The 22,894-nt window shown below is 56.7% G+C and carries 35 protein-coding genes; 33 read left to right on the top strand and 2 right to left on the bottom strand.

Translation table 11 applies throughout. From position 1 onward, the window contains the following. The first annotated feature begins 10 nt into the window (after nt 1–10). From rpsJ to bfr, 30 genes are all read left to right on the top strand, one after another. Nucleotides 11–322 carry a 30S ribosomal protein S10 gene (gene rpsJ, locus SOP95_RS17280; RefSeq protein ID WP_003186070.1) on the top strand — a complete coding sequence of 104 codons (312 nt, stop codon included), beginning with the start codon at nt 11–13 and terminating at the stop codon, nt 320–322. An 80-nt stretch (nt 323–402) separates the two neighbouring features. After that, complete coding sequence (rplC, locus tag SOP95_RS17285; RefSeq protein ID WP_003186059.1) at nt 403–1,038, top strand: 50S ribosomal protein L3; 636 nt, start codon at nt 403–405, stop codon at nt 1,036–1,038. 12 nt (nt 1,039–1,050) lie between these two features. Further along, entirely contained in the window at nt 1,051–1,653 is a 603-nt protein-coding gene (gene rplD / locus SOP95_RS17290; RefSeq protein WP_003228735.1) for a 50S ribosomal protein L4, read from the top strand. Beyond that, a complete protein-coding gene (gene rplW, locus SOP95_RS17295; RefSeq protein ID WP_002555488.1) occupies nt 1,650–1,949 on the top strand; it encodes a 50S ribosomal protein L23 in 300 nt (99 codons plus the stop codon). Before rplD ends, rplW begins: the two co-directional genes overlap by 4 nt. Nucleotides 1,950–1,963: 14 nt before the next feature. Continuing rightward, a complete protein-coding gene (rplB, locus tag SOP95_RS17300; RefSeq protein WP_003186055.1) occupies nt 1,964–2,788 on the top strand; it encodes a 50S ribosomal protein L2 in 825 nt (274 codons plus the stop codon). A gap of 16 nt (nt 2,789–2,804) precedes the next feature. Then, a complete protein-coding gene (gene rpsS / locus SOP95_RS17305; protein ID WP_002555486.1) occupies nt 2,805–3,080 on the top strand; it encodes a 30S ribosomal protein S19 in 276 nt (91 codons plus the stop codon). Nucleotides 3,081–3,091: 11 nt separating this feature from the next. Then, complete coding sequence (gene rplV / locus SOP95_RS17310; protein ID WP_003103908.1) at nt 3,092–3,424, top strand: 50S ribosomal protein L22; 333 nt, start codon at nt 3,092–3,094, stop codon at nt 3,422–3,424. A 13-nt stretch (nt 3,425–3,437) separates the two neighbouring features. Then, nucleotides 3,438–4,124, top strand: coding sequence for a 30S ribosomal protein S3 (rpsC, locus tag SOP95_RS17315; RefSeq protein WP_008065719.1), 687 nt, complete (start codon nt 3,438–3,440; stop codon nt 4,122–4,124). Between the two features lie 12 nt (nt 4,125–4,136). After that, nucleotides 4,137–4,550, top strand: coding sequence for a 50S ribosomal protein L16 (gene rplP, locus SOP95_RS17320; protein WP_003228729.1), 414 nt, complete (start codon nt 4,137–4,139; stop codon nt 4,548–4,550). Then, complete coding sequence (gene rpmC, locus SOP95_RS17325; protein ID WP_002555481.1) at nt 4,550–4,741, top strand: 50S ribosomal protein L29; 192 nt, start codon at nt 4,550–4,552, stop codon at nt 4,739–4,741. The genes rplP and rpmC overlap by 1 nt, the downstream gene beginning before the upstream one ends. A gap of 2 nt (nt 4,742–4,743) precedes the next feature. Further along, nucleotides 4,744–5,010 (top strand): 30S ribosomal protein S17, encoded by a 267-nt coding sequence (gene rpsQ / locus SOP95_RS17330; protein ID WP_003176419.1) that lies wholly within the window; start codon nt 4,744–4,746, stop codon nt 5,008–5,010. Nucleotides 5,011–5,033: 23 nt separating this feature from the next. Further along, nucleotides 5,034–5,402 (top strand): 50S ribosomal protein L14, encoded by a 369-nt coding sequence (rplN, locus tag SOP95_RS17335; protein WP_002555479.1) that lies wholly within the window; start codon nt 5,034–5,036, stop codon nt 5,400–5,402. An 11-nt stretch (nt 5,403–5,413) separates the two neighbouring features. Then, nucleotides 5,414–5,728: a 50S ribosomal protein L24 gene (rplX, locus tag SOP95_RS17340; RefSeq protein ID WP_003186046.1), complete on the top strand. Its 315-nt coding sequence runs from the start codon at nt 5,414–5,416 to the stop codon at nt 5,726–5,728. A 20-nt stretch (nt 5,729–5,748) separates the two neighbouring features. Then, nucleotides 5,749–6,288, top strand: coding sequence for a 50S ribosomal protein L5 (gene rplE / locus SOP95_RS17345; protein ID WP_003210069.1), 540 nt, complete (start codon nt 5,749–5,751; stop codon nt 6,286–6,288). A gap of 13 nt (nt 6,289–6,301) precedes the next feature. Continuing rightward, entirely contained in the window at nt 6,302–6,607 is a 306-nt protein-coding gene (gene rpsN / locus SOP95_RS17350; protein ID WP_003176414.1) for a 30S ribosomal protein S14, read from the top strand. 208 nt (nt 6,608–6,815) lie between these two features. Then, the gene (rpsH, locus tag SOP95_RS17355) at nt 6,816–7,208 is read left to right on the top strand and encodes a 30S ribosomal protein S8 (protein WP_008065722.1); all 393 of its coding nucleotides are present in this window, start codon (nt 6,816–6,818) and stop codon (nt 7,206–7,208) included. Between the two features lie 12 nt (nt 7,209–7,220). After that, entirely contained in the window at nt 7,221–7,754 is a 534-nt protein-coding gene (gene rplF, locus SOP95_RS17360) for a 50S ribosomal protein L6 (protein WP_003176412.1), read from the top strand. 10 nt (nt 7,755–7,764) lie between these two features. Continuing rightward, nucleotides 7,765–8,115 (top strand): 50S ribosomal protein L18, encoded by a 351-nt coding sequence (gene rplR, locus SOP95_RS17365; protein WP_003186037.1) that lies wholly within the window; start codon nt 7,765–7,767, stop codon nt 8,113–8,115. Between the two features lie 3 nt (nt 8,116–8,118). Further along, the gene (rpsE, locus tag SOP95_RS17370) at nt 8,119–8,619 is read left to right on the top strand and encodes a 30S ribosomal protein S5 (protein ID WP_003186035.1); all 501 of its coding nucleotides are present in this window, start codon (nt 8,119–8,121) and stop codon (nt 8,617–8,619) included. Nucleotides 8,620–8,621: 2 nt separating this feature from the next. Beyond that, nucleotides 8,622–8,798, top strand: a complete 177-nt coding sequence (gene rpmD / locus SOP95_RS17375) for a 50S ribosomal protein L30 (protein ID WP_003176408.1) — start codon at nt 8,622–8,624, stop codon at nt 8,796–8,798. Between the two features lie 3 nt (nt 8,799–8,801). Next, a complete protein-coding gene (rplO, locus tag SOP95_RS17380) occupies nt 8,802–9,239 on the top strand; it encodes a 50S ribosomal protein L15 (protein ID WP_003228720.1) in 438 nt (145 codons plus the stop codon). Continuing rightward, entirely contained in the window at nt 9,240–10,568 is a 1,329-nt protein-coding gene (secY, locus tag SOP95_RS17385; RefSeq protein ID WP_274074389.1) for a preprotein translocase subunit SecY, read from the top strand. It abuts the gene before it with no gap. A 24-nt stretch (nt 10,569–10,592) separates the two neighbouring features. Further along, on the top strand, nt 10,593–10,709 hold the full coding sequence (gene rpmJ, locus SOP95_RS17390) for a 50S ribosomal protein L36 (protein ID WP_002555468.1): 117 nt from the start codon (nt 10,593–10,595) through the stop codon (nt 10,707–10,709). Nucleotides 10,710–10,839: 130 nt separating this feature from the next. Next, on the top strand, nt 10,840–11,196 hold the full coding sequence (gene rpsM, locus SOP95_RS17395; RefSeq protein WP_009045849.1) for a 30S ribosomal protein S13: 357 nt from the start codon (nt 10,840–10,842) through the stop codon (nt 11,194–11,196). A gap of 30 nt (nt 11,197–11,226) precedes the next feature. After that, on the top strand, nt 11,227–11,616 hold the full coding sequence (gene rpsK, locus SOP95_RS17400) for a 30S ribosomal protein S11 (protein WP_002555466.1): 390 nt from the start codon (nt 11,227–11,229) through the stop codon (nt 11,614–11,616). Between the two features lie 18 nt (nt 11,617–11,634). Then, complete coding sequence (rpsD, locus tag SOP95_RS17405; protein WP_003176404.1) at nt 11,635–12,255, top strand: 30S ribosomal protein S4; 621 nt, start codon at nt 11,635–11,637, stop codon at nt 12,253–12,255. A gap of 22 nt (nt 12,256–12,277) precedes the next feature. Beyond that, nucleotides 12,278–13,279 carry a DNA-directed RNA polymerase subunit alpha gene (locus tag SOP95_RS17410; RefSeq protein ID WP_007970428.1) on the top strand — a complete coding sequence of 334 codons (1,002 nt, stop codon included), beginning with the start codon at nt 12,278–12,280 and terminating at the stop codon, nt 13,277–13,279. 42 nt (nt 13,280–13,321) lie between these two features. Next, nucleotides 13,322–13,708 carry a 50S ribosomal protein L17 gene (gene rplQ, locus SOP95_RS17415; protein ID WP_007970429.1) on the top strand — a complete coding sequence of 129 codons (387 nt, stop codon included), beginning with the start codon at nt 13,322–13,324 and terminating at the stop codon, nt 13,706–13,708. Between the two features lie 236 nt (nt 13,709–13,944). After that, complete coding sequence (locus SOP95_RS17420) at nt 13,945–15,399, top strand: catalase (RefSeq protein ID WP_323607754.1); 1,455 nt, start codon at nt 13,945–13,947, stop codon at nt 15,397–15,399. A gap of 149 nt (nt 15,400–15,548) precedes the next feature. Continuing rightward, nucleotides 15,549–16,013: a bacterioferritin gene (gene bfr, locus SOP95_RS17425; RefSeq protein WP_008053867.1), complete on the top strand. Its 465-nt coding sequence runs from the start codon at nt 15,549–15,551 to the stop codon at nt 16,011–16,013. A 65-nt stretch (nt 16,014–16,078) separates the two neighbouring features. Here bfr and uvrA read toward each other — a convergent pair whose 3' ends face one another. Further along, entirely contained in the window at nt 16,079–18,913 is a 2,835-nt protein-coding gene (gene uvrA, locus SOP95_RS17430; RefSeq protein WP_323607757.1) for an excinuclease ABC subunit UvrA, read from the bottom strand. 191 nt (nt 18,914–19,104) lie between these two features. Here uvrA and SOP95_RS17435 point away from each other — a divergent pair, with 191 nt between their 5' ends. Beyond that, nucleotides 19,105–20,502: an MFS transporter gene (locus SOP95_RS17435; protein WP_323607759.1), complete on the top strand. Its 1,398-nt coding sequence runs from the start codon at nt 19,105–19,107 to the stop codon at nt 20,500–20,502. 9 nt (nt 20,503–20,511) lie between these two features. Continuing rightward, nucleotides 20,512–21,033, top strand: a complete 522-nt coding sequence (locus SOP95_RS17440; protein ID WP_020799826.1) for a single-stranded DNA-binding protein — start codon at nt 20,512–20,514, stop codon at nt 21,031–21,033. 105 nt (nt 21,034–21,138) lie between these two features. Here SOP95_RS17440 and SOP95_RS17445 read toward each other — a convergent pair whose 3' ends face one another. Then, a complete protein-coding gene (locus tag SOP95_RS17445; RefSeq protein ID WP_274074393.1) occupies nt 21,139–21,687 on the bottom strand; it encodes a cysteine hydrolase family protein in 549 nt (182 codons plus the stop codon). Between the two features lie 102 nt (nt 21,688–21,789). On the opposite strand from SOP95_RS17445, the gene SOP95_RS17450 reads away from it, so the two are divergent. Next, a complete protein-coding gene (locus SOP95_RS17450) occupies nt 21,790–22,782 on the top strand; it encodes a GlxA family transcriptional regulator (protein WP_274074394.1) in 993 nt (330 codons plus the stop codon). Nucleotides 22,783–22,894 lie beyond the last annotated feature (112 nt).

Genomic DNA, 22,894 nt, shown 5'->3' on the forward strand with positions numbered 1-22,894 from the left:
CTGAAATCCAATGCAAAATCAGCAAATCCGTATCAGGTTGAAGGCTTTTGACCATCGCCTGATCGACCAATCCACCCAGGAAATCGTGGAAACCGCGAAACGTACTGGTGCTCAAGTGCGTGGTCCAATTCCACTGCCTACCCGTAAAGAGCGGTTCACCGTTCTGGTCTCCCCGCACGTCAACAAAGACGCGCGTGACCAGTACGAGATCCGTACTCATAAGCGCGTTCTGGACATCGTCCAGCCAACGGATAAAACCGTTGATGCACTTATGAAGCTTGATCTTGCGGCCGGTGTGGAAGTGCAGATCAGCCTCGGCTAAGACTCGGTCTTAGTCGTGTAACGCTCTGAAATGGGCGGCCATAGCGGGTGAAAGCCCCGTACACTCATGAGGTTTACAACATGACTATTGGTGTAGTCGGTCGTAAATGCGGTATGACCCGTATTTTCACCGAAGAAGGTGTCTCCATTCCGGTCACGGTCATTGAGATCGAACCGAATCGCGTCACCCAGTTCAAAACTGAAGAGACCGATGGCTATCGTGCAGTGCAAGTCACTGTCGGCGAGCGTCGTGCTTCGCGTGTAACAGCAGCTCAGGCTGGCCACTTCGCTAAAGCGAACGTTGCCGCTGGTCGTACCGTAATGGAATTCCGCCTTGAAGAAGGCGAGTACCAGGCCGGCGATCTGATCAACGCTGAAATCTTCGCCGCTGGTCAACTGGTTGATGTAACCGGTCAGTCCAAGGGTAAAGGCTTCCAGGGTACGATCAAGCGTTGGAATTTCCGCGGGCAAGATAACACCCACGGTAACTCCGTATCCCACCGCGTTCCAGGCTCTATCGGCCAGTGCCAGACTCCTGGTCGTGTATTCAAGGGCAAAAAAATGTCCGGTCATATGGGCGCTGAGCGCGTGACCGTGCAGTCCCTCGAAGTAGTGCGCGTGGACGCTGAACGCAATCTGTTGTTGGTCAAGGGCGCTGTTCCTGGCGCTACTGGCGGCAACTTGGTTGTACGTCCAGCAGCCAAGGCTCGCGGTTAAGGGGAAGCTGACATGCAATTAAATGTAAATGACGCTCAAGCGATCGAAGTTTCCGAACTGACATTTGGCGGCGAATTCAACGAGACGCTGGTTCACCAAGCAGTCGTAGCCTACATGGCTGGCGGTCGTCAGGGTTCCAAGCAGCAAAAGACCCGTTCCGACGTTCGTGGTGGCGGTAAGCGCCCATGGCGTCAGAAAGGTACTGGCCGTGCTCGTGCTGGTACTATCCGTAGCCCAATCTGGCGTGGCGGCGGTACCACTTTCGCAGCTCGTCCTCAGGATCACTCCCAGAAGCTGAACAAGAAGATGTATCGCGCAGCAATGCGTTCCATCCTTGCTGAGCTGGTGCGTACTGATCGTCTGGTCGTGGTTCAGGATTTCGCCGTTGAAACGCCGAAAACCAAAGACCTGCTGGGCAAACTGAACAACATGAGCCTGACCGACGTTCTGATCGTGTCGGACGCTGTTGATCAGAACCTGTACCTGGCTGCTCGTAACCTGCCACACGTAGATGTACGTGACGTGCAAGGTTCCGATCCAGTTAGTCTGATCGCATACGACAAGGTGTTGATCACCGTGTCGGCCGTGAAGAAATTCGAGGAGCTGCTGGGATGAACCAGGAACGCGTATTTAAAGTTCTGCTTGGCCCGCACGTTTCCGAGAAGGCTACGGTTCTGGCAGACAAGAAAGGCCAGTTCGTTTTCAAGGTTGCTACTGACGCAACCAAGCTGGAAATCAAGAAGGCCGTCGAAAGCCTGTTCAGCGTGAAAGTAGAGCGTGTTACTACCCTGAATGTTCTGGGTAAGAGCAAGCGCACTGCTCGCGGTCTGGGCAAGCGTAATGACTGGAAGAAGGCAGTTATCTCCCTTCAGCCAGGCCAAGATCTCGATTTCAGCAGCAGTGCTGAGTAAGGAAGGGGTGCATCATGGCAATCGTTAAATGCAAACCGACTTCCCCTGGCCGCCGTTTTGTGGTCAAGGTGGTCAACCAGGAGCTGCATAAAGGCGCTCCTCACGCACCGCTGCTCGAGAAGAAGTCGAAGTCTGGTGGTCGTAACAACAATGGCCGTATTACCACTCGTCACATCGGTGGTGGTCATAAGCAGCATTATCGTCTGGTCGACTTCCGTCGCAACGACAAAGATGGCATCGCTGCCACTGTCGAGCGTATCGAATACGATCCAAACCGTACTGCTCACATCGCTCTGCTGCTGTACGCAGATGGCGAGCGTCGCTACATCATCGCCCCTAAAGGCGTGAGTGCTGGCGACCAGCTGATCGCAGGCGCACTGGCTCCAATCAAGCCAGGTAACGCTCTGCAACTGCGTAACATTCCAGTTGGTAGCACCGTACACGGCATCGAATTGAAGCCAGGTAAAGGCGCTCAGATCGCTCGTTCCGCTGGTGCTTCGGCTCAGCTGATCGCTCGTGAAGGCGTTTACGTGACCCTGCGTCTGCGTTCTGGTGAGATGCGTAAAGTGCTGGCTGAATGCCGCGCGACCCTGGGCGAAGTCTCGAACTCCGAGCACAGCCTGCGTTCGCTGGGTAAAGCTGGTGCCAAACGCTGGCGTGGCGTTCGCCCAACCGTTCGTGGTGTTGCCATGAACCCGGTTGACCACCCACATGGTGGTGGTGAAGGTCGTACCTCTGGTGGTCGTCATCCGGTATCGCCATGGGGCTTCCCGACTAAGGGCGCGAAGACTCGTGGTAATAAGCGTACCGACAAAATGATCGTCCGTCGTCGCAAGTAAATAGAGGGATACGACAGTGCCACGTTCTCTGAAAAAAGGTCCTTTTATCGATCTTCACCTACTGAAGAAGATCGAAGTGGCGGCGGAAAAGAACGATCGCAAACCGGTGAAAACCTGGTCGCGTCGTTCGATGATCCTGCCACAAATGGTCGGTCTGACCATCGCAGTACACAACGGTCGTCAACACGTCCCAGTTCTCGTTAACGAAGACATGGTCGGCCACAAACTGGGCGAGTTCGCCGGTACCCGCACTTATCGTGGGCACGTGGCAGACAAGAAAGCCAAGCGTTAAGGGGTTAGGAAATGGAAGTAGCCGCTAAGTTGTCGGGCGCTCGAATCTCCGCCCAGAAAGCCCGCTTGGTCGCCGACCAGATCCGCGGGAAGAAGGTGGGCGAAGCGCTCAACCTGTTGGCTTTCAGCAGTAAGAAAGCCGCCGAGATCATGAAGAAAGTGCTGGAGTCGGCCGTAGCCAACGCCGAGCATAACGAAGGCGCAGACGTTGATGACCTGAAGGTCAGCACCGTTTTCGTCAACGAAGGGCGTTCGCTGAAGCGCATCATGCCACGTGCCAAAGGCCGTGCTGATCGCATCGTCAAGCGGTCTTGCCATATCACTGTCAAGGTTGCTGACAAGTAACGGAGTCGAAGAGATGGGTCAGAAAGTACATCCCATTGGCATTCGCCTGGGAATCGTCAAGGAGCACACCTCCGTCTGGTACGCAGACGGTCGGACTTATGCGGACTATTTGCTCGCAGATCTGAAGGTGCGTGAGTATCTCCAAGACAAACTAAAAAGCGCGTCCGTAAGCCGTATCGATATCCATCGTCCGGCCCAAACTGCACGTATCACCATCCACACCGCTCGTCCAGGTATCGTTATCGGGAAGAAAGGTGAAGATGTTGAGAAACTGCGCCAGGACCTGACCAAGCAAATGGGTGTGCCTGTGCACATCAATATCGAAGAGATCCGCAAGCCGGAACTCGACGGTATGCTGGTTGCGCAGAGCGTAGCTCAGCAGCTGGAGCGTCGCGTAATGTTCCGTCGCGCTATGAAGCGCGCTGTACAGAACGCAATGCGCATTGGTGCCAAAGGCATCAAAATCCAAGTGAGCGGTCGTCTCGGCGGTGCTGAAATCGCACGTACTGAATGGTATCGCGAAGGTCGTGTGCCACTGCACACCCTGCGTGCCGACATCGACTATGCCAACTACGAAGCTCACACCACCTACGGTGTGATCGGTGTAAAGGTTTGGATCTTCAAAGGCGAAGTAATTGGTGGTCGCCAAGAAGAACTGAAACCACAAGCACCAGCGCCTCGTAAAAAAGCTGCTAAGTAAGGGGTACGCCAAATGTTGCAACCAAAGCGTACGAAGTTCCGCAAGCAAATGACTGGTCACAACCGTGGCCTGGCATTGCGCGGTAGCAAAGTCAGCTTCGGCGAGTTCGCGCTGAAGTCTGTAGCTCGTGGTCGTCTCACCGCTCGTCAGATCGAGTCAGCACGTCGTGCTCTGACCCGTCACGTAAAACGTGGCGGCAAGATCTGGATCCGTGTATTCCCGGACAAGCCGATCTCCAAAAAGCCTCTCGAGGTTCGGATGGGTAAAGGTAAGGGTAACGTGGAATACTGGGTTGCCCAGATTCAGCCAGGCAAAGTCCTGTATGAAATCGAGGGTGTTTCTGAAGAGCTGGCGCGTGAGGCTTTCGCCCTGGCTGCTGCAAAGCTGCCGCTCGCCACCTCCTTTGTTAAACGGACGGTGATGTGATGAAAGCGAATGAACTTCGTGAAAAATCCGCACAGCAGCTGAACGAGCAACTGCTCGGCCTGCTGCGCGACCAGTTCAATCTGCGTATGCAGAAAGCAACTGGCCAGTTGGGGCAGTCTCATCTGCTCTCGCAAGTTAAGCGTGACATCGCTCGCGTGAAGACTGTGCTCAACCAGCAGGCAGGTAAGTAATCATGGCTGAAGCCGAAAAAACTGTCCGTACGCTGACTGGCCGTGTTGTCAGCGACAAGATGGACAAAACCATCACCGTTCTGATCGAGCGTCGCGTTAAGCACCCGATCTACGGTAAATACGTTAAGCGTTCGACTAAGCTGCACGCGCACGACGAAACCAATCAGTGCCACATCGGCGACAAAGTCACTATTCGTGAAACTCGTCCTTTGGCCAAGACCAAGTCTTGGGCGCTGGTTGATGTTCTCGAACGCGCTGTGGAAGTCTAAGGACTAGGGGTCGGAGAAATTATATGATTCAGACTCAATCCATGCTCGATGTGGCCGATAACAGCGGCGCTCGCCGCGTTATGTGCATCAAGGTGCTGGGTGGCTCCCATCGTCGTTACGCTGGTATCGGTGACATCATCAAGGTTACCGTTAAGGAAGCAATTCCTCGCGGTAAAGTGAAAAAAGGCCAAGTGATGACTGCTGTTGTAGTCCGCACTCGTCACGGCGTACGTCGTGCTGATGGCTCCATTATCCGCTTTGATGGCAACGCTGCTGTTCTTCTGAACAACAAGCAAGAGCCGATCGGCACCCGTATCTTTGGGCCAGTGACCCGTGAACTTCGTACTGAGAAGTTCATGAAGATCGTCTCGCTCGCCCCAGAAGTGCTGTAAGGAGATCCGACATGCAAAAGATTCGTCGTGACGACGAGATCATCGTGATCGCCGGCAAAGACAAAGGTAAGCGCGGTAAGGTGCTGAAGGTTCTTGCTGACAACCGTCTGGTTGTTGGTGGTCTGAACCTGGTCAAGCGTCATACCAAGCCTAACCCGATGTCGGGCGTACAAGGCGGTATCGTCGAGAAAGAAGCGCCACTGCACGCTTCTAACGTAGCCATCTTCAACGGCGAAACCAACAAGGCTGACCGCGTTGGTTTCAAAGTAGAAGACGGTAAGAAAATTCGTGTCTTCAAGTCGACCCAAAAAGCGGTTGATGCTTGAACACTGCTAGGTAGAAGACCATGGCACGACTAAAAGAGATTTACCGGAAGGAAATCGCTCCGAAACTTAAGGAAGAACTTAAGCTTTCGAACGTGATGGAAGTTCCGCGCGTTACCAAAATCACCCTGAACATGGGTCTGGGCGAAGCGATCGGCGACAAAAAAGTCATCGAGCACGCTGTTGCTGACCTGGAAAAGATCACCGGCCAGAAAGTCGTTGTGACCTACGCTCGCAAATCCATCGCTGGCTTTAAAGTCCGTGAAGGTTGGCCGATCGGCGTCAAAGTGACCCTGCGCCGTGAGCGTATGTACGAGTTCCTGGATCGTCTGCTGTCGATCTCCCTGCCTCGGGTTCGCGACTTCCGCGGCCTGAATGCCAAGTCCTTCGATGGTCGTGGTAACTACAGCATGGGCGTGAAAGAGCAGATCATCTTCCCGGAAATCGACTACGACAAGATCGATGCTCTCCGCGGTCTGGACATCACCCTGACCACCACTGCCAAGAACGATGATGAAGGCCGCGCTCTGCTGCGTGCGTTCAAATTCCCGTTCCGCAACTGATTGGAGTAGGACCATGGCCAAGATGAGCATGAAAAACCGCGAGCTGAAGCGTCAGCTCACGGTTGCCAAGTACGCCAAGAAGCGTGCAGCACTGAAAGCTATCATCGTTGATCTGAACGCAAGTCCAGAAGCACGTTGGGAAGCTACAGTAGCCCTGCAGAAGCAGCCACGTGACGCAAGCGCTTCGCGCATGCGTAACCGCTGCCGCCTGACCGGTCGTCCACACGGCGTTTACCGCAAGTTCGGCCTCGGCCGTAACAAACTGCGTGAAGCGGCAATGCGTGGTGACGTACCAGGTCTGGTTAAAGCCAGCTGGTAAGTACTGTCAAAGTCTCGGTGCGAAGGTTCGCAAGAACCTGACCACCGGTGGCCTTGAATCTGGAACAAGCCCCTTTTGGGGCTTGTTTCATTTCCGGAGTGTGTCTAGAATACCCGGCTCGCCTGAGCCCGTGTTTTTTTACCCGGAGATTCTCGGCGACACGTAGTAGCCGCAAGGCTAATTTTTCTGTATTAGGAGCGTCTAGCCCATGAGTATGCAGGACCCGTTAGCGGACATGCTAACTCGAATCCGTAATGCCCAGATGGCTGAAAAGTCCGTCGTAAGCATGCCATCTTCCACGTTGAAGGTAGCTGTTGCCAAAGTCCTGAAGGACGAAGGTTACATCGCGGGTTATCAGATCAGCAGCGAAACCAAACCACTGCTGTCTATCGAGCTGAAATATTTCGAAGGCCGTCCGGTTATCGAAGAAGTGAAGCGCGTTAGCCGTCCAGGCCTGCGTCAGTACAAGTCCGTCGATGATCTGCCAAAAGTTCGTGGCGGTCTCGGTGTGTCTATCGTCTCCACCAACAAGGGTGTGATGACTGATCGTGCTGCGCGCGCTGCCGGTGTCGGCGGCGAAGTTCTTTGCACTGTGTTCTAAGGGGGGATAAGCATGTCTCGCGTCGCTAAGAACCCCGTTAAGCTGCCAGCCGGCGTCGAAGTAAAATTCGCAGGCCAACAGCTTTCGGTGAAGGGTGCCAAGGGCACTCTCGAACTGAACATCCATTCGTCCGTTGAGATCGTTGAAGAAGCTGGTGAGCTGCGTTTCGCTGCTCGCAATGGCGATCAACAAACTCGCGCAATGGCTGGTACCACTCGTGCGTTGGTAAACAACATGGTCCAAGGCGTAAGCCAAGGCTTCGAGCGCAAGCTCCAGCTGGTCGGTGTTGGTTACAAAGCGCAAGCAAAAGGCACAGTGCTGAACCTGGCTCTTGGCTTCTCGCATCCAGTGGATTACGAACTGCCGGAAGGCATCACCGCTGAGACTCCTAGCCAGACCGATATCCTGATCAAGGGCATCGACAAGCAGCTGGTAGGTCAAGTGGCCGCCGAGATCCGCGACTTCCGTCCACCAGAGCCGTACAAAGGCAAAGGTGTGCGCTACGCGGACGAAGTCGTCCGTCGTAAAGAAGCCAAGAAGAAGTAGGGCATAGCAAATGACCGACAAAAAAGTTACTCGACTGCGTCGCGCTCGCAAAGCACGCCTGAAAATGCACGAACTCGAAGTCGTGCGTCTCTGCGTGTTCCGCTCTTCGCAGCACATCTACGCCCAGGTCATTTCGGCCGACGGCAACAAAGTCCTGGCAAGCGCCTCGACTTTGGATAAAGAACTGCGTGATGGCGCCACTGGCAACATCGACGCGGCCACTAAGGTTGGCCAGCTGGTCGCTACGCGTGCTAAGGCCGCTGGCGTCTCGCAGGTGGCTTTCGACCGCTCTGGCTTCAAGTACCACGGCCGCGTTAAAGCGCTGGCTGATGCTGCTCGTGAAGCTGGGCTGGAGTTCTAAGTTATGTCAAATAACGACCAAAAGCGCGACGAAGGCTACATCGAGAAGCTGGTTCAAGTTAACCGCGTAGCCAAAACCGTTAAAGGCGGCCGTATCTTCACTTTCACCGCGTTGACCGTGGTTGGTGATGGTAAAGGGCGTGTTGGCTTCGGCCGTGGCAAGTCGCGTGAAGTGCCTGCTGCGATCCAGAAGGCAATGGAAGCTGCTCGCCGCAACATGATCCAGGTTGATCTGAACGGCACCACCCTGCAGTACGCAATGAAGTCCGCCCATGGCGCTTCGAAGGTGTACATGCAGCCTGCTTCTGAAGGTACCGGTATCATCGCTGGCGGCGCTATGCGTGCCGTTCTCGAAGTTGCTGGCGTTCAGAACGTTCTGGCCAAGTGCTACGGCTCGACTAACCCTGTAAACGTGGTTCACGCCACTTTCAAGGGTCTGAAGGCTATGCAGTCTCCTGAATCCATTGCCGCCAAGCGTGGCAAAAGCGTCAAGGAGATCTTCTGATCATGGCTACCGTTAAAGTTACGCTGATCAAAAGCATGACCGGCCGCATCCCTAACCACAAACTGTGCGTTAAGGGTCTGGGTCTGCGTCGCATCGGTCACACTGTAGAAGTCCAGGATACTCCCGAGAATCGCGGGATGATCAACAAGGCTTACTACATGCTGCGTGTCGAGGGTTAATCGATGAAACTCAATGATCTGAGTCCAGCGCCGGGTTCCCGTCGCGAAAAGCATCGTCCGGGCCGTGGTATCGGTAGTGGTTTGGGTAAGACTGGTGGCCGTGGTCACAAAGGTCAGACTTCCCGCTCCGGTGGCACCATTGCTCCAGGCTTTGAAGGCGGTCAACAGCCGCTGCATCGTCGCCTGCCGAAGTTCGGTTTCGTTTCCCTGAAAGCCATGGACCGCGCAGAAGTGCGTCTGTCCGAGCTGGCCAAAGTGGAAGGCGACATCGTCACCGTGCAGTCCCTGAAAGATGCCAACGTGATCAACGTCAACGTACAGCGTGTGAAAATCATGCTGTCCGGTGAAGTGACTCGCGCTGTCACTATCGGCAAGGGAATCGGCGCCACCAAAGGTGCGCGTGCGGCTATCGAAGCAGCTGGCGGCAAGTTCGAGGAATAAATGGCTAAGCAAGGTGCTCTCTCTGCGCTCGGCAAAGGCGGTATGTCTGAACTCTGGGCTCGTCTGCGTTTTCTGTTCCTGGCGATTATCGTCTACCGAATAGGCGCACACATCCCGGTTCCAGGTATCAACCCGGACCGACTCGCGGACCTGTTTCGACAGAATGAGGGGACCATTCTTAGCTTGTTCAACATGTTTTCCGGCGGCGCGCTGGAGCGGATGAGCATCTTTGCACTGGGGATCATGCCGTACATTTCGGCATCGATCATCATGCAACTGATGTCAGCCGTCAGCCCGCAGCTGGAGCAGTTGAAGAAGGAAGGTGAAGCTGGCCGTCGCAAGATCAGCCAGTACACCCGCTACCTCACTGTCGTCCTTGCTCTTGTCCAGGCCATTGGCATGTCCATTGGTCTGGCGGGGCAGGGCGTTTCGTTCACTGGTGACTTTAGCTTCCATTTCGTCGCGGTAACCACTTTTGTGGCTGGTGCGATGTTCATGATGTGGCTGGGTGAGCAGATTACTGAGCGTGGTGTTGGCAACGGTATCTCGATGTTGATTTTTTCGGGTATCGTCGCCGGTCTTCCGAGAGCGATCGGGCAGTCTTTCGAGTCTGCACGTCAGGGTGATATCAACATCTTCGCCCTGGTTGCCATCGGTTTGCTGGCAGTAGCGATCATCGGTTTCGTGGTGTTCATTGAGCGTGGTCAGCGTCGTATCGCTGTTCACTACGCCAAGCGTCAGCAGGGCCGCAAGGTCTTCGCTGCGCAGACTAGCCACTTGCCGCTGAAAGTGAACATGGCCGGTGTTATTCCGGCCATTTTCGCGAGCAGCATTTTGCTGTTCCCGGCTTCGCTGGGTGCCTGGTTCGGTCAGTCTGAAGGTATGGGCTGGTTGCAGGACATCTCGCAGTCGATCGCTCCTGGTCAGCCGTTGAATATTCTGCTGTTTAGTGCAGGGATTATTTTCTTCTGCTTCTTCTATACGGCGTTGATGTTCAATCCGAAAGACGTAGCGGAAAACCTGAAGAAGTCCGGTGCCTTTATTCCGGGCATCCGTCCAGGTGAGCAGTCTGCGCGCTACATTGATGGCGTTCTGACTCGTTTGACCCTGTTCGGTGCTCTTTACATGACGGCCGTGTGCCTGTTGCCCCAGTTCCTGGTGGTTGCAGCCAACGTTCCGTTCTACCTTGGCGGGACCTCGTTGCTGATCGTCGTCGTGGTTGTGATGGACTTCATGTCCCAAGTACAATCGCACCTCGTTTCGCACCAGTACGAATCCCTGATGAAGAAAGCCAACCTGAAGGGTTACGGCAGCGGCATGCTGCGCTGACCCATAAGGTTCGAGGAGTTGGTGATGAAAGTTCGTGCATCGGTGAAAAAGCTGTGCCGTAACTGCAAGATTATTCGCCGCGAAGGTGTTGTTCGAGTAATTTGCAGCGCGGAACCGCGTCACAAACAGCGCCAAGGCTGAGTGTGATTGTGCTTCAAGCCCGGCAGCTAGTGCGCTGCCGGGTTGATTATTTGTTATTACAGCGATATTATCTCGCGCCCTATTTCTTGGCTTCCGGGGCGTAGGTAGCTGTCAATTGGAGTCCCACTGAATGGCCCGTATTGCAGGCGTTAACATTCCAGATAACAAGCATACTGTTATCTCGCTGACCTACATCTATGGTGTTGGTCGCACTACTGCACAGAAAATTTGTGCAGAGACTGGGGTAAACCCAGCAGCAAAGATCAAAGATCTGAGCGACGAGCAGATTGAACAGCTGCGTGGCGAAGTGGCGAAGTTCACCACTGAAGGTGACCTGCGTCGCGAAATCAACATGAAAATCAAGCGCTTGATGGACCTCGGTTGCTATCGCGGTCTGCGTCATCGTCGTGGTCTGCCAGTACGCGGTCAGCGTACCAAGACCAACGCGCGTACCCGTAAAGGTCCGCGTAAGCCGATCCGCAAGTAATCGCCCCAGCGAATCGACAGGAAAATTATCATGGCAAAACCTGCTGCTCGTCCTCGTAAAAAAGTTAAAAAGACAGTGGTTGATGGCATCGCCCACATCCATGCATCTTTTAACAACACCATCGTGACCATTACCGACCGTCAAGGTAACGCTCTTTCCTGGGCTACCTCCGGTGGTTCGGGTTTCCGCGGTTCCCGCAAGTCCACCCCGTTTGCTGCTCAAGTAGCTGCTGAACGTGCTGGTCAAGCTGCGCTGGAATACGGCCTGAAAAACCTCGACGTAAACGTCAAAGGTCCAGGTCCAGGTCGTGAATCCGCAGTCCGCGCTTTGAACGGCTGTGGCTACAAGATCGCCAGCATCACCGACGTGACGCCAATCCCGCACAACGGGTGCCGTCCGCCGAAGAAGCGCCGCGTGTAATCCAGGAGATTGTAAAGAATGGCTCGTTACATTGGTCCAAAATGCAAACTCGCTCGTCGCGAAGGCACCGATCTCTTTCTGAAGAGCGGCGTGCGCGCGATCGAATCGAAGTGCAACATTGAAGCAGCACCTGGTATCCACGGCCAACGCCGCGGTCGCCAGTCCGACTACGGCACCCAACTGCGTGAAAAGCAGAAGGTCCGTCGTATCTACGGCGTTCTCGAGCGTCAATTCAGCGGCTACTACAAAGAAGCTGCTGGCAAGAAAGGTGCAACTGGTGAAAACCTGCTGCAACTGCTCGAATGCCGTCTGGACAACGTTGTATACCGTATGGGCTTTGGTTCGACTCGTGCCGAATCCCGTCAGCTGGTATCGCACAAGTCGATCAGCGTAAACGGTCAGACCGTTAACGTTCCGTCCTACCAGGTTCGTGCTGGTGACGTGGTCGCTGTTCGCGAGAAAGCAAAAAACCAACTTCGCATTGTCCAAGCTCTCGATCTGTGTGCCCAACGTGGCCGCGTAGAATGGGTAGAAGTAGACACTGAGAAGAAGTCGGGCGTTTTCAAGAACGTTCCAGCTCGCAGTGATCTGTCCGCCGACATCAACGAAAGCCTGATTGTCGAGCTCTACTCCAAGTAAGGGCTAGAAAATAGGTGCATCCATGCAGATTTCGGTAAATGAGTTCCTGACACCTCGCCACATTGATGTGCAAGTTGTCAGTCCAACCCGCGCCAAGATCACGCTCGAGCCTCTCGAGCGTGGCTTTGGCCACACCCTGGGCAACGCGCTGCGCCGCATCCTGTTGTCCTCAATGCCCGGCTGTGCAGTAGTCGAGGCCGAGATTGACGGTGTGCTCCACGAGTACAGCGCCATCGAAGGTGTACAGGAAGACGTAATTGAAATCCTGTTGAACCTTAAAGGTCTGGCTATCAAGCTGCACGGCCGTGACGAAGTTACGCTGACCTTGTCGAAGAAGGGTTCGGGGGTGGTTACCGCTGCCGATATTCAGCTGGATCATGATGTCGAGATCGTTAACCCCGATCACGTAATCGCTAACCTGGCGTCTAACGGCGCCCTGAACATGAAGCTCGTAGTAGCTCGTGGTCGTGGTTATGAACCGGCAGACTCGCGTCAGAGCGATGAAGACGAAAGCCGCAGCATCGGTCGCTTGCAGCTTGACTCTTCGTTCAGCCCGGTTCGCCGTATCGCATACGTGGTGGAAAACGCCCGTGTCGAACAGCGTACTAACCTGGACAAGCTGGTTATTGATCTGGAAACCAACGGTACCCTGGATCCTGAAGAGGCTATCCGCCGTGCTGCAACCATTCTGCAACAGCAGTTGGCTGCGTTCGTCGACCTCAAAGGTGACAGTGAGCCAGTGGTTGTCGAGCAGGAAGACGAGATCGATCCGATCCTGCTTCGCCCGGTTGACGATCTGGAACTGACTGTACGTTCGGCTAACTGCCTTAAGGCGGAAAACATCTACTACATCGGCGACCTGATTCAGCGTACCGAAGTAGAGCTGTTGAAGACTCCGAACCTGGGCAAGAAATCCTTGACTGAAATCAAGGACGTTCTGGCCTCCCGCGGTCTGTCCCTCGGCATGCGCCTCGACAACTGGCCGCCTGCAAGTCTTAAGAAGGACGACAAGGCGACTGCCTGATCGTCGTAATCACCGAACGTAGTGTTTGGTAAGGAATGAACCATGCGTCATCGTAAAAGTGGTCGTCACCTGAGCCGCACCAGCTCGCACCGCAAGGCCATGTTCCAAAACATGGCGGTGTCGCTGTTCGAGCACGAGCTGATCAAAACGACTCTGCCAAAAGCTAAAGAACTGCGCCGCGTTGCCGAGCCGCTGATCACTTTGGCCAAGACAGATAGCGTTGCTAACCGTCGTCTGGCTTTCGACCGTACTCGTTCGAAAGCTATCGTTGGTAAGCTCTTCAACGACCTGGGCAAGCGTTACGCTACCCGTGAGGGTGGCTACCTGCGCATCCTCAAGTGCGGTTTCCGCGCTGGCGACAACGCGCCTATGGCGTACGTCGAGTTGGTTGATCGTGCTACTGCTGGCGAAGCTGTATCTGCCGAGTAAGACGTCAGTCTGAAACAAAAAACCGGGCCTAGTGCCCGGTTTTTTGTGCCTGTAGTAAACGCGCCCTTTGTACAAGTCTCTCCTTCGTCACGTCGTCATTATGTGATGGGGATGATCATTAGTATTTCTCTATCGATGTCTACAGATTAATGAATTTGTAGCTGACATAGCGATGATCAATACTCCTTCTCAGCCGATAGCCGGCAGTTCAAGACCGATAGATGAAGGAAGATCGCATGAGCCAAAACAAAACGCTTACCACCGCCAGTGGCGCTCCTGTTGCCGATAACCAGAATTCCCGTTCCGCCGGCCCTCGCGGCCCACTGCTGCTCGACGACTTCCACCTGATCGAAAAGCTGGCACACTTCAACCGCGAAAACATCCCGGAACGCCGTGTGCACGCCAAAGGCTCAGGCGCCTACGGTACCTTTACTGTTACGCGGGATATCACCCAATACACCAGCGCCAAGCTCTTCGAGACCGTCGGTAAGCAAACGCCAACCTTCCTGCGATTTTCCACTGTCGGTGGTGAACGCGGTTCAGCGGATACCGAGCGCGATCCTCGTGGTTTCGCGCTGAAGTTCTACACCGAGGAAGGCAACTGGGACATTGTCGGCAACAATACGCCGGTGTTCTTCATCCGTGATCCGCTGAAATTCCCGGACTTTATCCACACCCAAAAACGCCTGCCGCAAAGCAATCTCAAAAGCGCACAGGCCATGTGGGACTTCTGGTCGCACTCTCCGGAAGCGCTGCACCAGGTCACCATTCTGTTCTCCGACCGGGGTATTCCTGATGGCTACCGTCACATGCACGGCTTCGGCAGCCACACTTACAGCCTGATCAGCGCCAATGGCGAGCGCCATTGGGTCAAGTGGCACTACAAGACCCAACAAGGGATCAAGAATCTCGCCCCTGCAGAGGCGGCGCGCCTGGCAGGCACCGATCCGGATTACGCCCAGCGCGACCTGTTCGAAGCCATCGAGCGCGGTGACTTTCCGAAATGGCGTGTGTGCATTCAGATCATGACCGAGGCCCAGGCCGCAGCACACTACGAGAACCCGTTCGACGTGACCAAGACCTGGTCGCAGAAGGAGTTCCCGTTGATCGAAGTCGGTGAGTTGGAGCTCAATCGAAACCCGCTGAACTACTTCGCCGAAGTCGAGCAAGCCGCGTTCGGCCCCAGCAACATGGTGCCAGGCGTCGGTCTTTCGCCAGACCGCATGCTGCAAGGTCGTGTGTTCGCTTACGCTGATGCGCACCGCTACCGTGTCGGCACCAATCACCAGCAGTTGCCGGTCAACGCGTCACGCAGCCCGGTGAATACCTATCAGCGCGATGGCTCCATGGCTTTTGGCAGCAATGGCGGTGCGGCACCGAACTACGAGCCCAATAGCTACATCGAGTCGCCAAAGCAGGCGCCTCGTTATGCTGAGCCTGCGCTGGCCTTGAGTGGTGCGGCCGATCGCTACGATCATCGCGAAGATACCGACTATTACAGTCATGCCGGTGCGCTGTTCCGCCTGATGAGTGACGAGCAAAAAGCGCTGTTGGTCAATAACATCGCCAGCGCCATGGCGGGTGTTTCCACCGACGTGGTTGATCGTCAATTGCAGCATTTCTACAAGGCGGATCCGGCGTATGGAGAAGCAATCGCAACGCTGCTCAACGTACAGCTTAACGAAGTCTAAATGAGAAGCAGAACCGCCCTTAATTGGGCGGTTTTTGCGTTATTTAAGCTGCTTTTCTCAGAATATCTTCGCTTTTATTGCGTCTTCCGAGTGACGTTGGCGCCAGGTTGGTTCAAACTACAGACTTTCAAGCAGGGAGATGTAGGGCGATGCAAGGCCACCCAGACGTTATCGATTACCTCAACACGTTGCTGACCGGCGAACTGGCCGCGCGTGATCAATATTTCGTCCACTCGCGGATGTATGAGGACTGGGGTTTCACCAAGCTCTACGAACGAATCAACCACGAGATGGAAGAGGAAGCAGGGCACGCTGATGCACTGATGCGCCGGATCCTGATGCTCGAAGGCACGCCGCGCATGCGTCCGGACGATCTGGATGTCGGCACCACGGTGACAGAGATGCTCGAAGCGGACCTGCGCCTGGAATACAAGGTACGGGCTGCGCTGTGCAAGGGCATCAAGCTCTGCGAGCAGCACAAGGACTATGTCAGTCGCGAAATGCTACGGGTCCAGTTGCATGACACCGAAGAAGATCACACCTACTGGCTCGAGAAGCAGTTGGGCTTGATCAAGTTGATCGGTCTCGAGAATTACCTGCAATCCCACACCTGATTGCGGCGGATACAAAAAAGCCCCTGCCACTGATGAAGTGACAGGGGCTTTTTCATGGGGCTCGATCAGGCCCGGTCGCGCTCCAGCAAAGGCTTGAGGTAGTAACCGGTGTGGGACTGCTTCATCTCGGATACTTCCTCAGGCGTGCCGACGGCAATGATCTGCCCGCCCTTCGAACCTCCTTCCGGCCCCAGGTCCACCAGCCAGTCGGCGGTCTTGATGACGTCCAGGTTGTGCTCGATCACAACCACGGTGTTGCCGTGGTCACGCAGGCGATGCAACACGTCCAGCAGTTGCTGGATGTCCGCGAAGTGCAGCCCGGTGGTGGGTTCGTCGAGGATGTACAGGGTCTTGCCGGTATCACGCTTGGACAGCTCGCGGGACAGTTTCACCCGCTGGGCTTCACCGCCGGACAGCGTGGTCGCCGATTGCCCCAGCTTGATGTACGACAGACCGACGTCCATCAACGTTTGCAGCTTGCGCGCCAGGGCCGGTACCGCATCGAAGAACTCCCGGGCTTCCTCGATGGTCATCTCGAGGGTTTCATGGATGCTCTTGCCCTTGTACTTAATCTCGAGGGTTTCACGGTTGTAGCGCTTGCTCTTGCAGACATCGCAGGGCACGTAGATGTCCGGCAGGAAGTGCATTTCCACCTTGATCAGGCCATCACCCTGGCAGGCCTCGCAGCGGCCGCCCTTGACGTTGAAGGAGAAACGCCCGGGGCCATAACCGCGGGAGCGGGATTCCGGCACGCCGGCAAACAGCTCGCGAATCGGTGTGAACAGGCCGGTGTAGGTGGCCGGGTTGGAACGCGGCGTACGACCGATGGGGCTCTGGTCGATGTCGACGACCTTGTCCAGGTGCTCCAGGCCCTTGATGCTGTCGTGAGCGGCCGCTTCGAGGGTGGTCGCACCGTTGAGTGCCGTGGCGCTCAACGGGAAGAGCGTGTTGTTGATCAGCGTCGACTTGCCTGAGCCGGACACGCCGGTCACGCAGGTCAGCAGGCCGATCGGGATCTCCAGGTCGACATTGCGCAGGTTGTTGCCACGGGCACCCTTGAGTGTCAGCGACAGCTTTTTGTTGCGCGGCGTACGTTTGGCCGGCACCGCGATCTTCACCCGGCCCGACAGGTACTTGCCGGTCAGGGAGTCGGGATGCGCCATTACCTCGGCCGGCGTACCTTCGGCGACGATGTGCCCACCGTGAACCCCCGCGCCCGGGCCGATATCCACGACATAGTCGGCCAAGCGAATCGCGTCTTCATCGTGCTCGACCACGATTACCGTGTTGCCGATGTCTCGCAGGTGTTTCAGGGTGCCGAGCAACCGGTCGTTATCGCGTTGGTGCAGGCCGATCGAAGGTTCGTCGAGGATGTACAGGACGCCGACCAGGCCGGCACCGATCTGGCTGGCCAGGCGAATACGCTGGGCCTCGCCACCGGACAGGGTGTCCGCGCTGCGATCCAGCGACAGATAATCGAGGCCGACGTTGACCAGGAACTGCAGGCGTTCGCGAATTTCCTTGAGGATCTTGTCGGCAATCTCGCCACGACGGCCAGTCAGCTTCAACCCACCGAAATAATCGCAGGCATCGCCGATGGGCAGGTTGGTCACCGCCGGCAGGGTTTTTTCGCCGACCCACACATGCCGCGCCTCACGACGCAGGCGGGTGCCGCGGCAATCAGGGCAGGACTGGGTGCTGAGGAACTTGGCCAGTTCTTCGCGTACCGAGGCCGACTCGGTTTCGCGATAACGACGCTCCAGGTTGGGCACGATGCCTTCGAACGGGTGCGAGCGCTTGACGATATCGCCCCGGTCATTCAGGTATTTGAAATCGACGTTTTGCGAACCGCTGCCGTGCAGGATGCTCTTCTGCTGATCGGCCGGCAGTTCGTTGAACGGCACTTCCAGGCTGAACTTGTAGTGGGAGGCCAGCGAGCCGAGCATCTGGAAATAATAGACGTTGCGCCGGTCCCAGCCGCGAATCGCGCCTTCTGCCAGGGTCAGTTCACCGTTGACCAGGCGCTTGATGTCGAAGAACTGCTTGACCCCCAGGCCATCACAGGTCGGGCAGGCGCCGGCCGGGTTGTTGAAGGAAAACAGCTTGGGCTCGAGTTCGCTGATGGCATGGCCACAGATCGGGCAGGCAAAACGCGCGGAGAAGATCATCTCTTCGCCCGGCTCGTCGTCCATCGGCGCCACCAGGGCGATGCCGTCTGCCAGTTTCAGCGCGGTCTCGAAGGATTCGGCCAGGCGCTGTTGCAGGTCGGCGCGAACCTTGAAACGGTCGACCACGACATCGATGGTATGTTTTTTCTGCTTGTCGAGCTTGGGGGCTTCGTCCAGCTCGTAAAGCTTGCCGTTGATCCGCGCACGGACGAACCCTTGGGCGCGCAGCTCTTCGAAGACTGAAAGGTGTTCACCTTTGCGCTCGCGAATGACCGGGGCCAGCAGCATCAGCTTGCTGCCCTCCGGTTCGGCGAGGACCAGGTCGACCATCTGGCTGACGGTCTGCGCTTCCAGGGGAATGTCGTGGTCCGGGCAGCGCGGAATGCCGACGCGTGCATACAGCAGGCGCAGGTAGTCGTAGATTTCGGTGATGGTGCCGACGGTCGAACGCGGGTTGTGCGAGGTCGACTTCTGTTCGATGGAGATCGCCGGCGACAGGCCTTCGATGGTGTCGACGTCAGGTTTTTCCATCATCGACAGGAACTGCCGGGCGTAGGCCGACAGCGACTCGACATAACGACGCTGGCCTTCGGCGTACAGCGTGTCGAAAGCCAGGGAGGACTTGCCGGAGCCGGACAGGCCGGTGATGACGATCAGCTTGTCCCTTGGCAGGGTCAGGTCGATGTTCTTCAGGTTGTGGGTTCGGGCCCCACGAATCAGGATCTTGTCCAAAGTGGCCTCGCTCGGCGGGCGTCGAAAACGTAGGAGTATACGGCCAAATACTGGATGGATGCACACTATCGAATACTGGTTTTGTCGCCTTACATGAAAGCTCTTTCATCTACACGTGGCAAAGCGTCGCGATATACCCTGTCAATCGATGGGACTGGTAGAATCGCCGCCGGTTCACATGAGGTTTTTCCATGCACGATCCCCACAGCGAACGCATGAGTGGCAGTGAGACCCGCGCAGCAAGCGGTCTGGCCCTGGTGTTCGCCTTCCGTATGCTTGGCATGTTCATGGTGTTGCCGGTATTGGCGACCTATGGCATGGACCTGGCGGGAGCGACCCCGGCCCTCATCGGGCTGGCGATTGGCGCTTACGGCCTGACCCAGGCGATTTTCCAGATTCCCTTCGGTTTCATTTCCGACCGCATCGGGCGCCGCCCGGTGATTTACCTGGGGCTGATCGTCTTCGCCCTCGGCAGCGTCCTGGCGGCCAACGCCGACTCGATCTGGGGCGTGATCGCCGGGCGCATCCTGCAAGGTGCTGGCGCGATTTCCGCGGCGGTGATGGCCTTGCTGTCCGACCTGACCCGCGAGCAGCATAGGACTAAAGCCATGGCCATGATCGGCATGACGATCGGCCTGTCGTTTGCGGTCGCCATGGTGGTAGGGCCGTTGCTGACCCGTGCTTTCGGCCTGTCCGGATTGTTCCTGGCCACCGGTGGCATGGCACTGTTCGGTATCGTGATCGTGATGTTCATGGTGCCGCGCTCCACGGGTCCGTTGCAGCACCGTGAATCCGGCGTCGCCCGCCAGGCACTGATACCGACGCTCAAGCACCCGGACCTGCTGCGCCTGGATCTTGGTATCTTCGTGTTGCATGCGATGCTGATGTCGAGTTTCGTCGCCTTGCCCCTGGCGCTGGTCGAGAAAGCCGGCCTGCCCAAGGAGCAGCATTGGTGGGTGTACCTGACCGCGCTGCTGATTTCCTTCTTCGCCATGATTCCGTTCATCATCTACGGCGAGAAGCGACGCAAAATGAAACGAGTTTTGCTCGGCGCCGTCGTGACGCTGATGCTCACTGAGCTATTCTTCTGGCAGTTCGGCGACAGCTTGCGAGCTCTGGTGATTGGAACCGTGGTGTTTTTCACGGCCTTCAATCTGCTGGAAGCTTCGTTGCCGTCGCTGATCAGCAAGGTTTCACCGGCGGGCGGCAAGGGCACGGCGATGGGGGTCTACTCCACCAGTCAGTTCCTCGGTTCGGCACTGGGCGGCATACTCGGCGGCTGGCTGTTCCAGCATGGCGGTCTGTCGGTTGTGTTCCTTGGATGCGCCGGTCTGGCTGCCCTCTGGCTGGCCTTTGCTGTTACCATGCGTGAACCTCCCTACGTGACAAGCCTGCGCTTGCCATTGTCGCCCGAGGCGATCCGCGAAGCGGGGCTGGTTGAGCGCCTGAAGGCCGTCGTAGGGGTAACAGATGCAGTGATAGTCGCTGATGAGGCGGCCATTTACATCAAATTGGACACCGAACTATTGGATCGCACCACCCTTGAAAGCCTGGTGAACAACCCGGCCGGGGCAGCGTGCGTAGCCTAGGAGAACGTAATGGCCCGTGGGGTTAACAAAGTCATATTGGTCGGCACTTGCGGCCAGGATCCTGAAGTTCGTTACCTGCCGAATGGCAACGCCGTGACCAACCTGAGTCTGGCAACCAGCGAACAGTGGACCGACAAGCAAACCGGTCAGAAAGTCGAAAAAACCGAATGGCACCGTGTGTCGATGTTCGGCAAGGTCGCAGAGATCGCCGGCGAATACCTGCGTAAAGGTTCGCAGGTCTACATCGAAGGCAAACTGCAGACCCGCGAGTGGGAAAAAGACGGTATCAAGCGTTACACCACTGAAATCGTGGTCGACATGCAAGGCACCATGCAATTGCTGGGCGGTCGTCCACAGCAGGGTGACCAGCAAGGCCAGGGCGGTGGTAACAACTACCAGCAATCCGCGCCACGCCAGCAGGCTCCGCGTCCACAGCAGTCGGCCCCGCAACAGTCGCGCCCGGCTCCTCAGCAGGCCGCTCCGCAGCCGGCTCCGGACTTCGACAGCTTCGATGACGATATTCCGTTCTAAAACAGCGGTAAGCCCCGAGCTACAAGCGGCGAGCTGAAAAACAAAACCCGCACTTCGATCTGAAGTGCGGGTTTTTTTTTGCGGTGAAACTCCTTGAAAGAAGTTTCAGTTCGCGAGGAATTCGTCCGTGGACACCACGTTGGCGTAGGCAAAGCCCAGGGCCGACATGAAGGCTGCATGTACATGAGCCGCCGGAACGGTCACGCCGTTGAACTCCAGGTCACGGGAGGCACAGGCATCGTGGATCACCGTGACGCTGTAGCCGAGGTCGTTGGCAGCGCGGGTGATGCCGTCGACACACATGTGGCTCATGCTGCCGACCACCACCAGTTCCTTGATGCCTTGCTCGTCGAGAATGGACTGCAGTTCGGTTTCGCGGAACGAGTTGACGAAGTGTTTGAGCACCACTGGCTCATTGTCCTGGTTGAGCACTTTAGGGTGCAGCTTGGCGCCGTCGGAGCCTGGGGTGAAAAACGGTGCGTCTTCGGAAGTGAATTCGTGGCGGATGTGCACCACCGAATCCCCGGCATCACGAAAGGCCTTGAGCAGGCGGACGGCGTTGTCTGCCGCGGCATCGGCGCCGGCCAGCGGCCACTTGCCTTCTGGGAAGTAGTCTTTTTGGATATCGACTACGATGAGTGCTTGCTTGGCCATGACTGTTTCCTCGAAGTGCGGTTTGGGTGTGGAATGGAGTATTGGCCCTGGCCGAGCGTCCGGGGATTGGCCGCACCGACAATAGAAGGGGGAAAACTGACAATGGATGCACAAAGGGCGATCGCCGAGCTGGGCGTGTTGATCTATCCCGGCGCGCAGATGGCGGCGGTGCATGGCTTGACGGACCTGTTCGGGGTGGCCAACCGGATCGCCGCCGAGCATCAAGAGGCGCGCTTGCCCTTGCTGCGCGTGAGCCATTGGCAGGTCGATGGCCAGCAGGCACCGTCGCGCGTCTATGACAGTCATCCCGCGACAGACGACGCATTGGTGGCGGTATTGATTCCACCGTCGATTGCCGGGTTCACCGAAGGCCAGGCGCCGCAGCCGTTGCTGCGCTGGCTGCGCCAACAACACGCCAGCGGCGCGACCCTCGGGGGCGTCTGCGTGGGTTCGCTGCTGTTGGCTGAAAGCGGACTGCTCGACGGGCGCAGCGCCACCACTCACTGGACTTCGGCAAAGTCCTTCAGCGAGCGTTACCCGGCGATCAAGCTCAAGGCCGATACTCCCATCGTCGATGACGGTGACCTGATTACCACCGCCGGACTGATGGCCTGGTCTGAATTGGGACTGCGCCTGGTGGATCGACTGTTGGGGCCGAGCATTGCCACCGGCACTGCGCGTTTCCTGGTGGTGGAACACAGCGACAGCGCCAGTGAGTGCGGCAGCAATTTCGCGCCGATTCTCAACCATGGCGATGCCTCGATTCTCAAGGTTCAACACTGGCTGCAAAGCACTGGCGCCACCGATGTCTCGCTGGCGACCATGGCTGAGCGGGCAGGGCTGGAAGAGCGTACGTTCCTGCGCCGTTTCCGCGCGGCGACGGGGCTCAAGCCTACGGAATATTGCCAGCATCTGCGGGTCGGCAAGGCTCGGGAAATGCTCGAGTTTACCAACGGCACCATCGATCACATTGCCTGGACCGTCGGGTATCAGGATCCGGGAGCGTTTCGTTCGACGTTCAAGAAGATTACCGGGCTGGCGCCGAGTGATTATCGGGCGCGGTTTGGGGTGATGCCCAGTGTTGCAACCCGTTAGCGGCTGCATCACACAACCCTGTGGGAGCGGGCTTGCTCGCGAAAGCGGTATGTCAGTCAAAACTGGTGGGACTGGAAGATTGCTTTCGCGAGCGAGCCCGCTCCCACAGGGG

This window comes from Pseudomonas sp. YuFO8 (genome assembly GCF_035065025.1).
Classification (GTDB): Bacteria; Pseudomonadota; Gammaproteobacteria; order Pseudomonadales; family Pseudomonadaceae; genus Aquipseudomonas; species Aquipseudomonas putida_AE.

Coding starts and splice junctions, on each gene's coding strand:
- rpsJ (WP_003186070.1), top strand. CDS start 11: ATGCAAAATCAGCAAATCCGTATCAGGTTGAAGGCTTTTGACCATCGC.
- rplC (WP_003186059.1), top strand. CDS start 403: ATGACTATTGGTGTAGTCGGTCGTAAATGCGGTATGACCCGTATTTTC.
- rplD (WP_003228735.1), top strand. CDS start 1,051: ATGCAATTAAATGTAAATGACGCTCAAGCGATCGAAGTTTCCGAACTG.
- rplW (WP_002555488.1), top strand. CDS start 1,650: ATGAACCAGGAACGCGTATTTAAAGTTCTGCTTGGCCCGCACGTTTCC.
- rplB (WP_003186055.1), top strand. CDS start 1,964: ATGGCAATCGTTAAATGCAAACCGACTTCCCCTGGCCGCCGTTTTGTG.
- rplV (WP_003103908.1), top strand. CDS start 3,092: ATGGAAGTAGCCGCTAAGTTGTCGGGCGCTCGAATCTCCGCCCAGAAA.
- rpsC (WP_008065719.1), top strand. CDS start 3,438: ATGGGTCAGAAAGTACATCCCATTGGCATTCGCCTGGGAATCGTCAAG.
- rplP (WP_003228729.1), top strand. CDS start 4,137: ATGTTGCAACCAAAGCGTACGAAGTTCCGCAAGCAAATGACTGGTCAC.
- rpmC (WP_002555481.1), top strand. CDS start 4,550: ATGAAAGCGAATGAACTTCGTGAAAAATCCGCACAGCAGCTGAACGAG.
- rpsQ (WP_003176419.1), top strand. CDS start 4,744: ATGGCTGAAGCCGAAAAAACTGTCCGTACGCTGACTGGCCGTGTTGTC.
- rplN (WP_002555479.1), top strand. CDS start 5,034: ATGATTCAGACTCAATCCATGCTCGATGTGGCCGATAACAGCGGCGCT.
- rplX (WP_003186046.1), top strand. CDS start 5,414: ATGCAAAAGATTCGTCGTGACGACGAGATCATCGTGATCGCCGGCAAA.
- rplE (WP_003210069.1), top strand. CDS start 5,749: ATGGCACGACTAAAAGAGATTTACCGGAAGGAAATCGCTCCGAAACTT.
- rpsN (WP_003176414.1), top strand. CDS start 6,302: ATGGCCAAGATGAGCATGAAAAACCGCGAGCTGAAGCGTCAGCTCACG.
- rpsH (WP_008065722.1), top strand. CDS start 6,816: ATGAGTATGCAGGACCCGTTAGCGGACATGCTAACTCGAATCCGTAAT.
- rplF (WP_003176412.1), top strand. CDS start 7,221: ATGTCTCGCGTCGCTAAGAACCCCGTTAAGCTGCCAGCCGGCGTCGAA.
- rplR (WP_003186037.1), top strand. CDS start 7,765: ATGACCGACAAAAAAGTTACTCGACTGCGTCGCGCTCGCAAAGCACGC.
- rpsE (WP_003186035.1), top strand. CDS start 8,119: ATGTCAAATAACGACCAAAAGCGCGACGAAGGCTACATCGAGAAGCTG.
- rpmD (WP_003176408.1), top strand. CDS start 8,622: ATGGCTACCGTTAAAGTTACGCTGATCAAAAGCATGACCGGCCGCATC.
- rplO (WP_003228720.1), top strand. CDS start 8,802: ATGAAACTCAATGATCTGAGTCCAGCGCCGGGTTCCCGTCGCGAAAAG.
- secY (WP_274074389.1), top strand. CDS start 9,240: ATGGCTAAGCAAGGTGCTCTCTCTGCGCTCGGCAAAGGCGGTATGTCT.
- rpmJ (WP_002555468.1), top strand. CDS start 10,593: ATGAAAGTTCGTGCATCGGTGAAAAAGCTGTGCCGTAACTGCAAGATT.
- rpsM (WP_009045849.1), top strand. CDS start 10,840: ATGGCCCGTATTGCAGGCGTTAACATTCCAGATAACAAGCATACTGTT.
- rpsK (WP_002555466.1), top strand. CDS start 11,227: ATGGCAAAACCTGCTGCTCGTCCTCGTAAAAAAGTTAAAAAGACAGTG.
- rpsD (WP_003176404.1), top strand. CDS start 11,635: ATGGCTCGTTACATTGGTCCAAAATGCAAACTCGCTCGTCGCGAAGGC.
- SOP95_RS17410 (WP_007970428.1), top strand. CDS start 12,278: ATGCAGATTTCGGTAAATGAGTTCCTGACACCTCGCCACATTGATGTG.
- rplQ (WP_007970429.1), top strand. CDS start 13,322: ATGCGTCATCGTAAAAGTGGTCGTCACCTGAGCCGCACCAGCTCGCAC.
- SOP95_RS17420 (WP_323607754.1), top strand. CDS start 13,945: ATGAGCCAAAACAAAACGCTTACCACCGCCAGTGGCGCTCCTGTTGCC.
- bfr (WP_008053867.1), top strand. CDS start 15,549: ATGCAAGGCCACCCAGACGTTATCGATTACCTCAACACGTTGCTGACC.
- SOP95_RS17435 (WP_323607759.1), top strand. CDS start 19,105: ATGCACGATCCCCACAGCGAACGCATGAGTGGCAGTGAGACCCGCGCA.
- SOP95_RS17440 (WP_020799826.1), top strand. CDS start 20,512: ATGGCCCGTGGGGTTAACAAAGTCATATTGGTCGGCACTTGCGGCCAG.
- SOP95_RS17445 (WP_274074393.1), bottom strand. CDS start 21,687: ATGGCCAAGCAAGCACTCATCGTAGTCGATATCCAAAAAGACTACTTC.
- SOP95_RS17450 (WP_274074394.1), top strand. CDS start 21,790: ATGGATGCACAAAGGGCGATCGCCGAGCTGGGCGTGTTGATCTATCCC.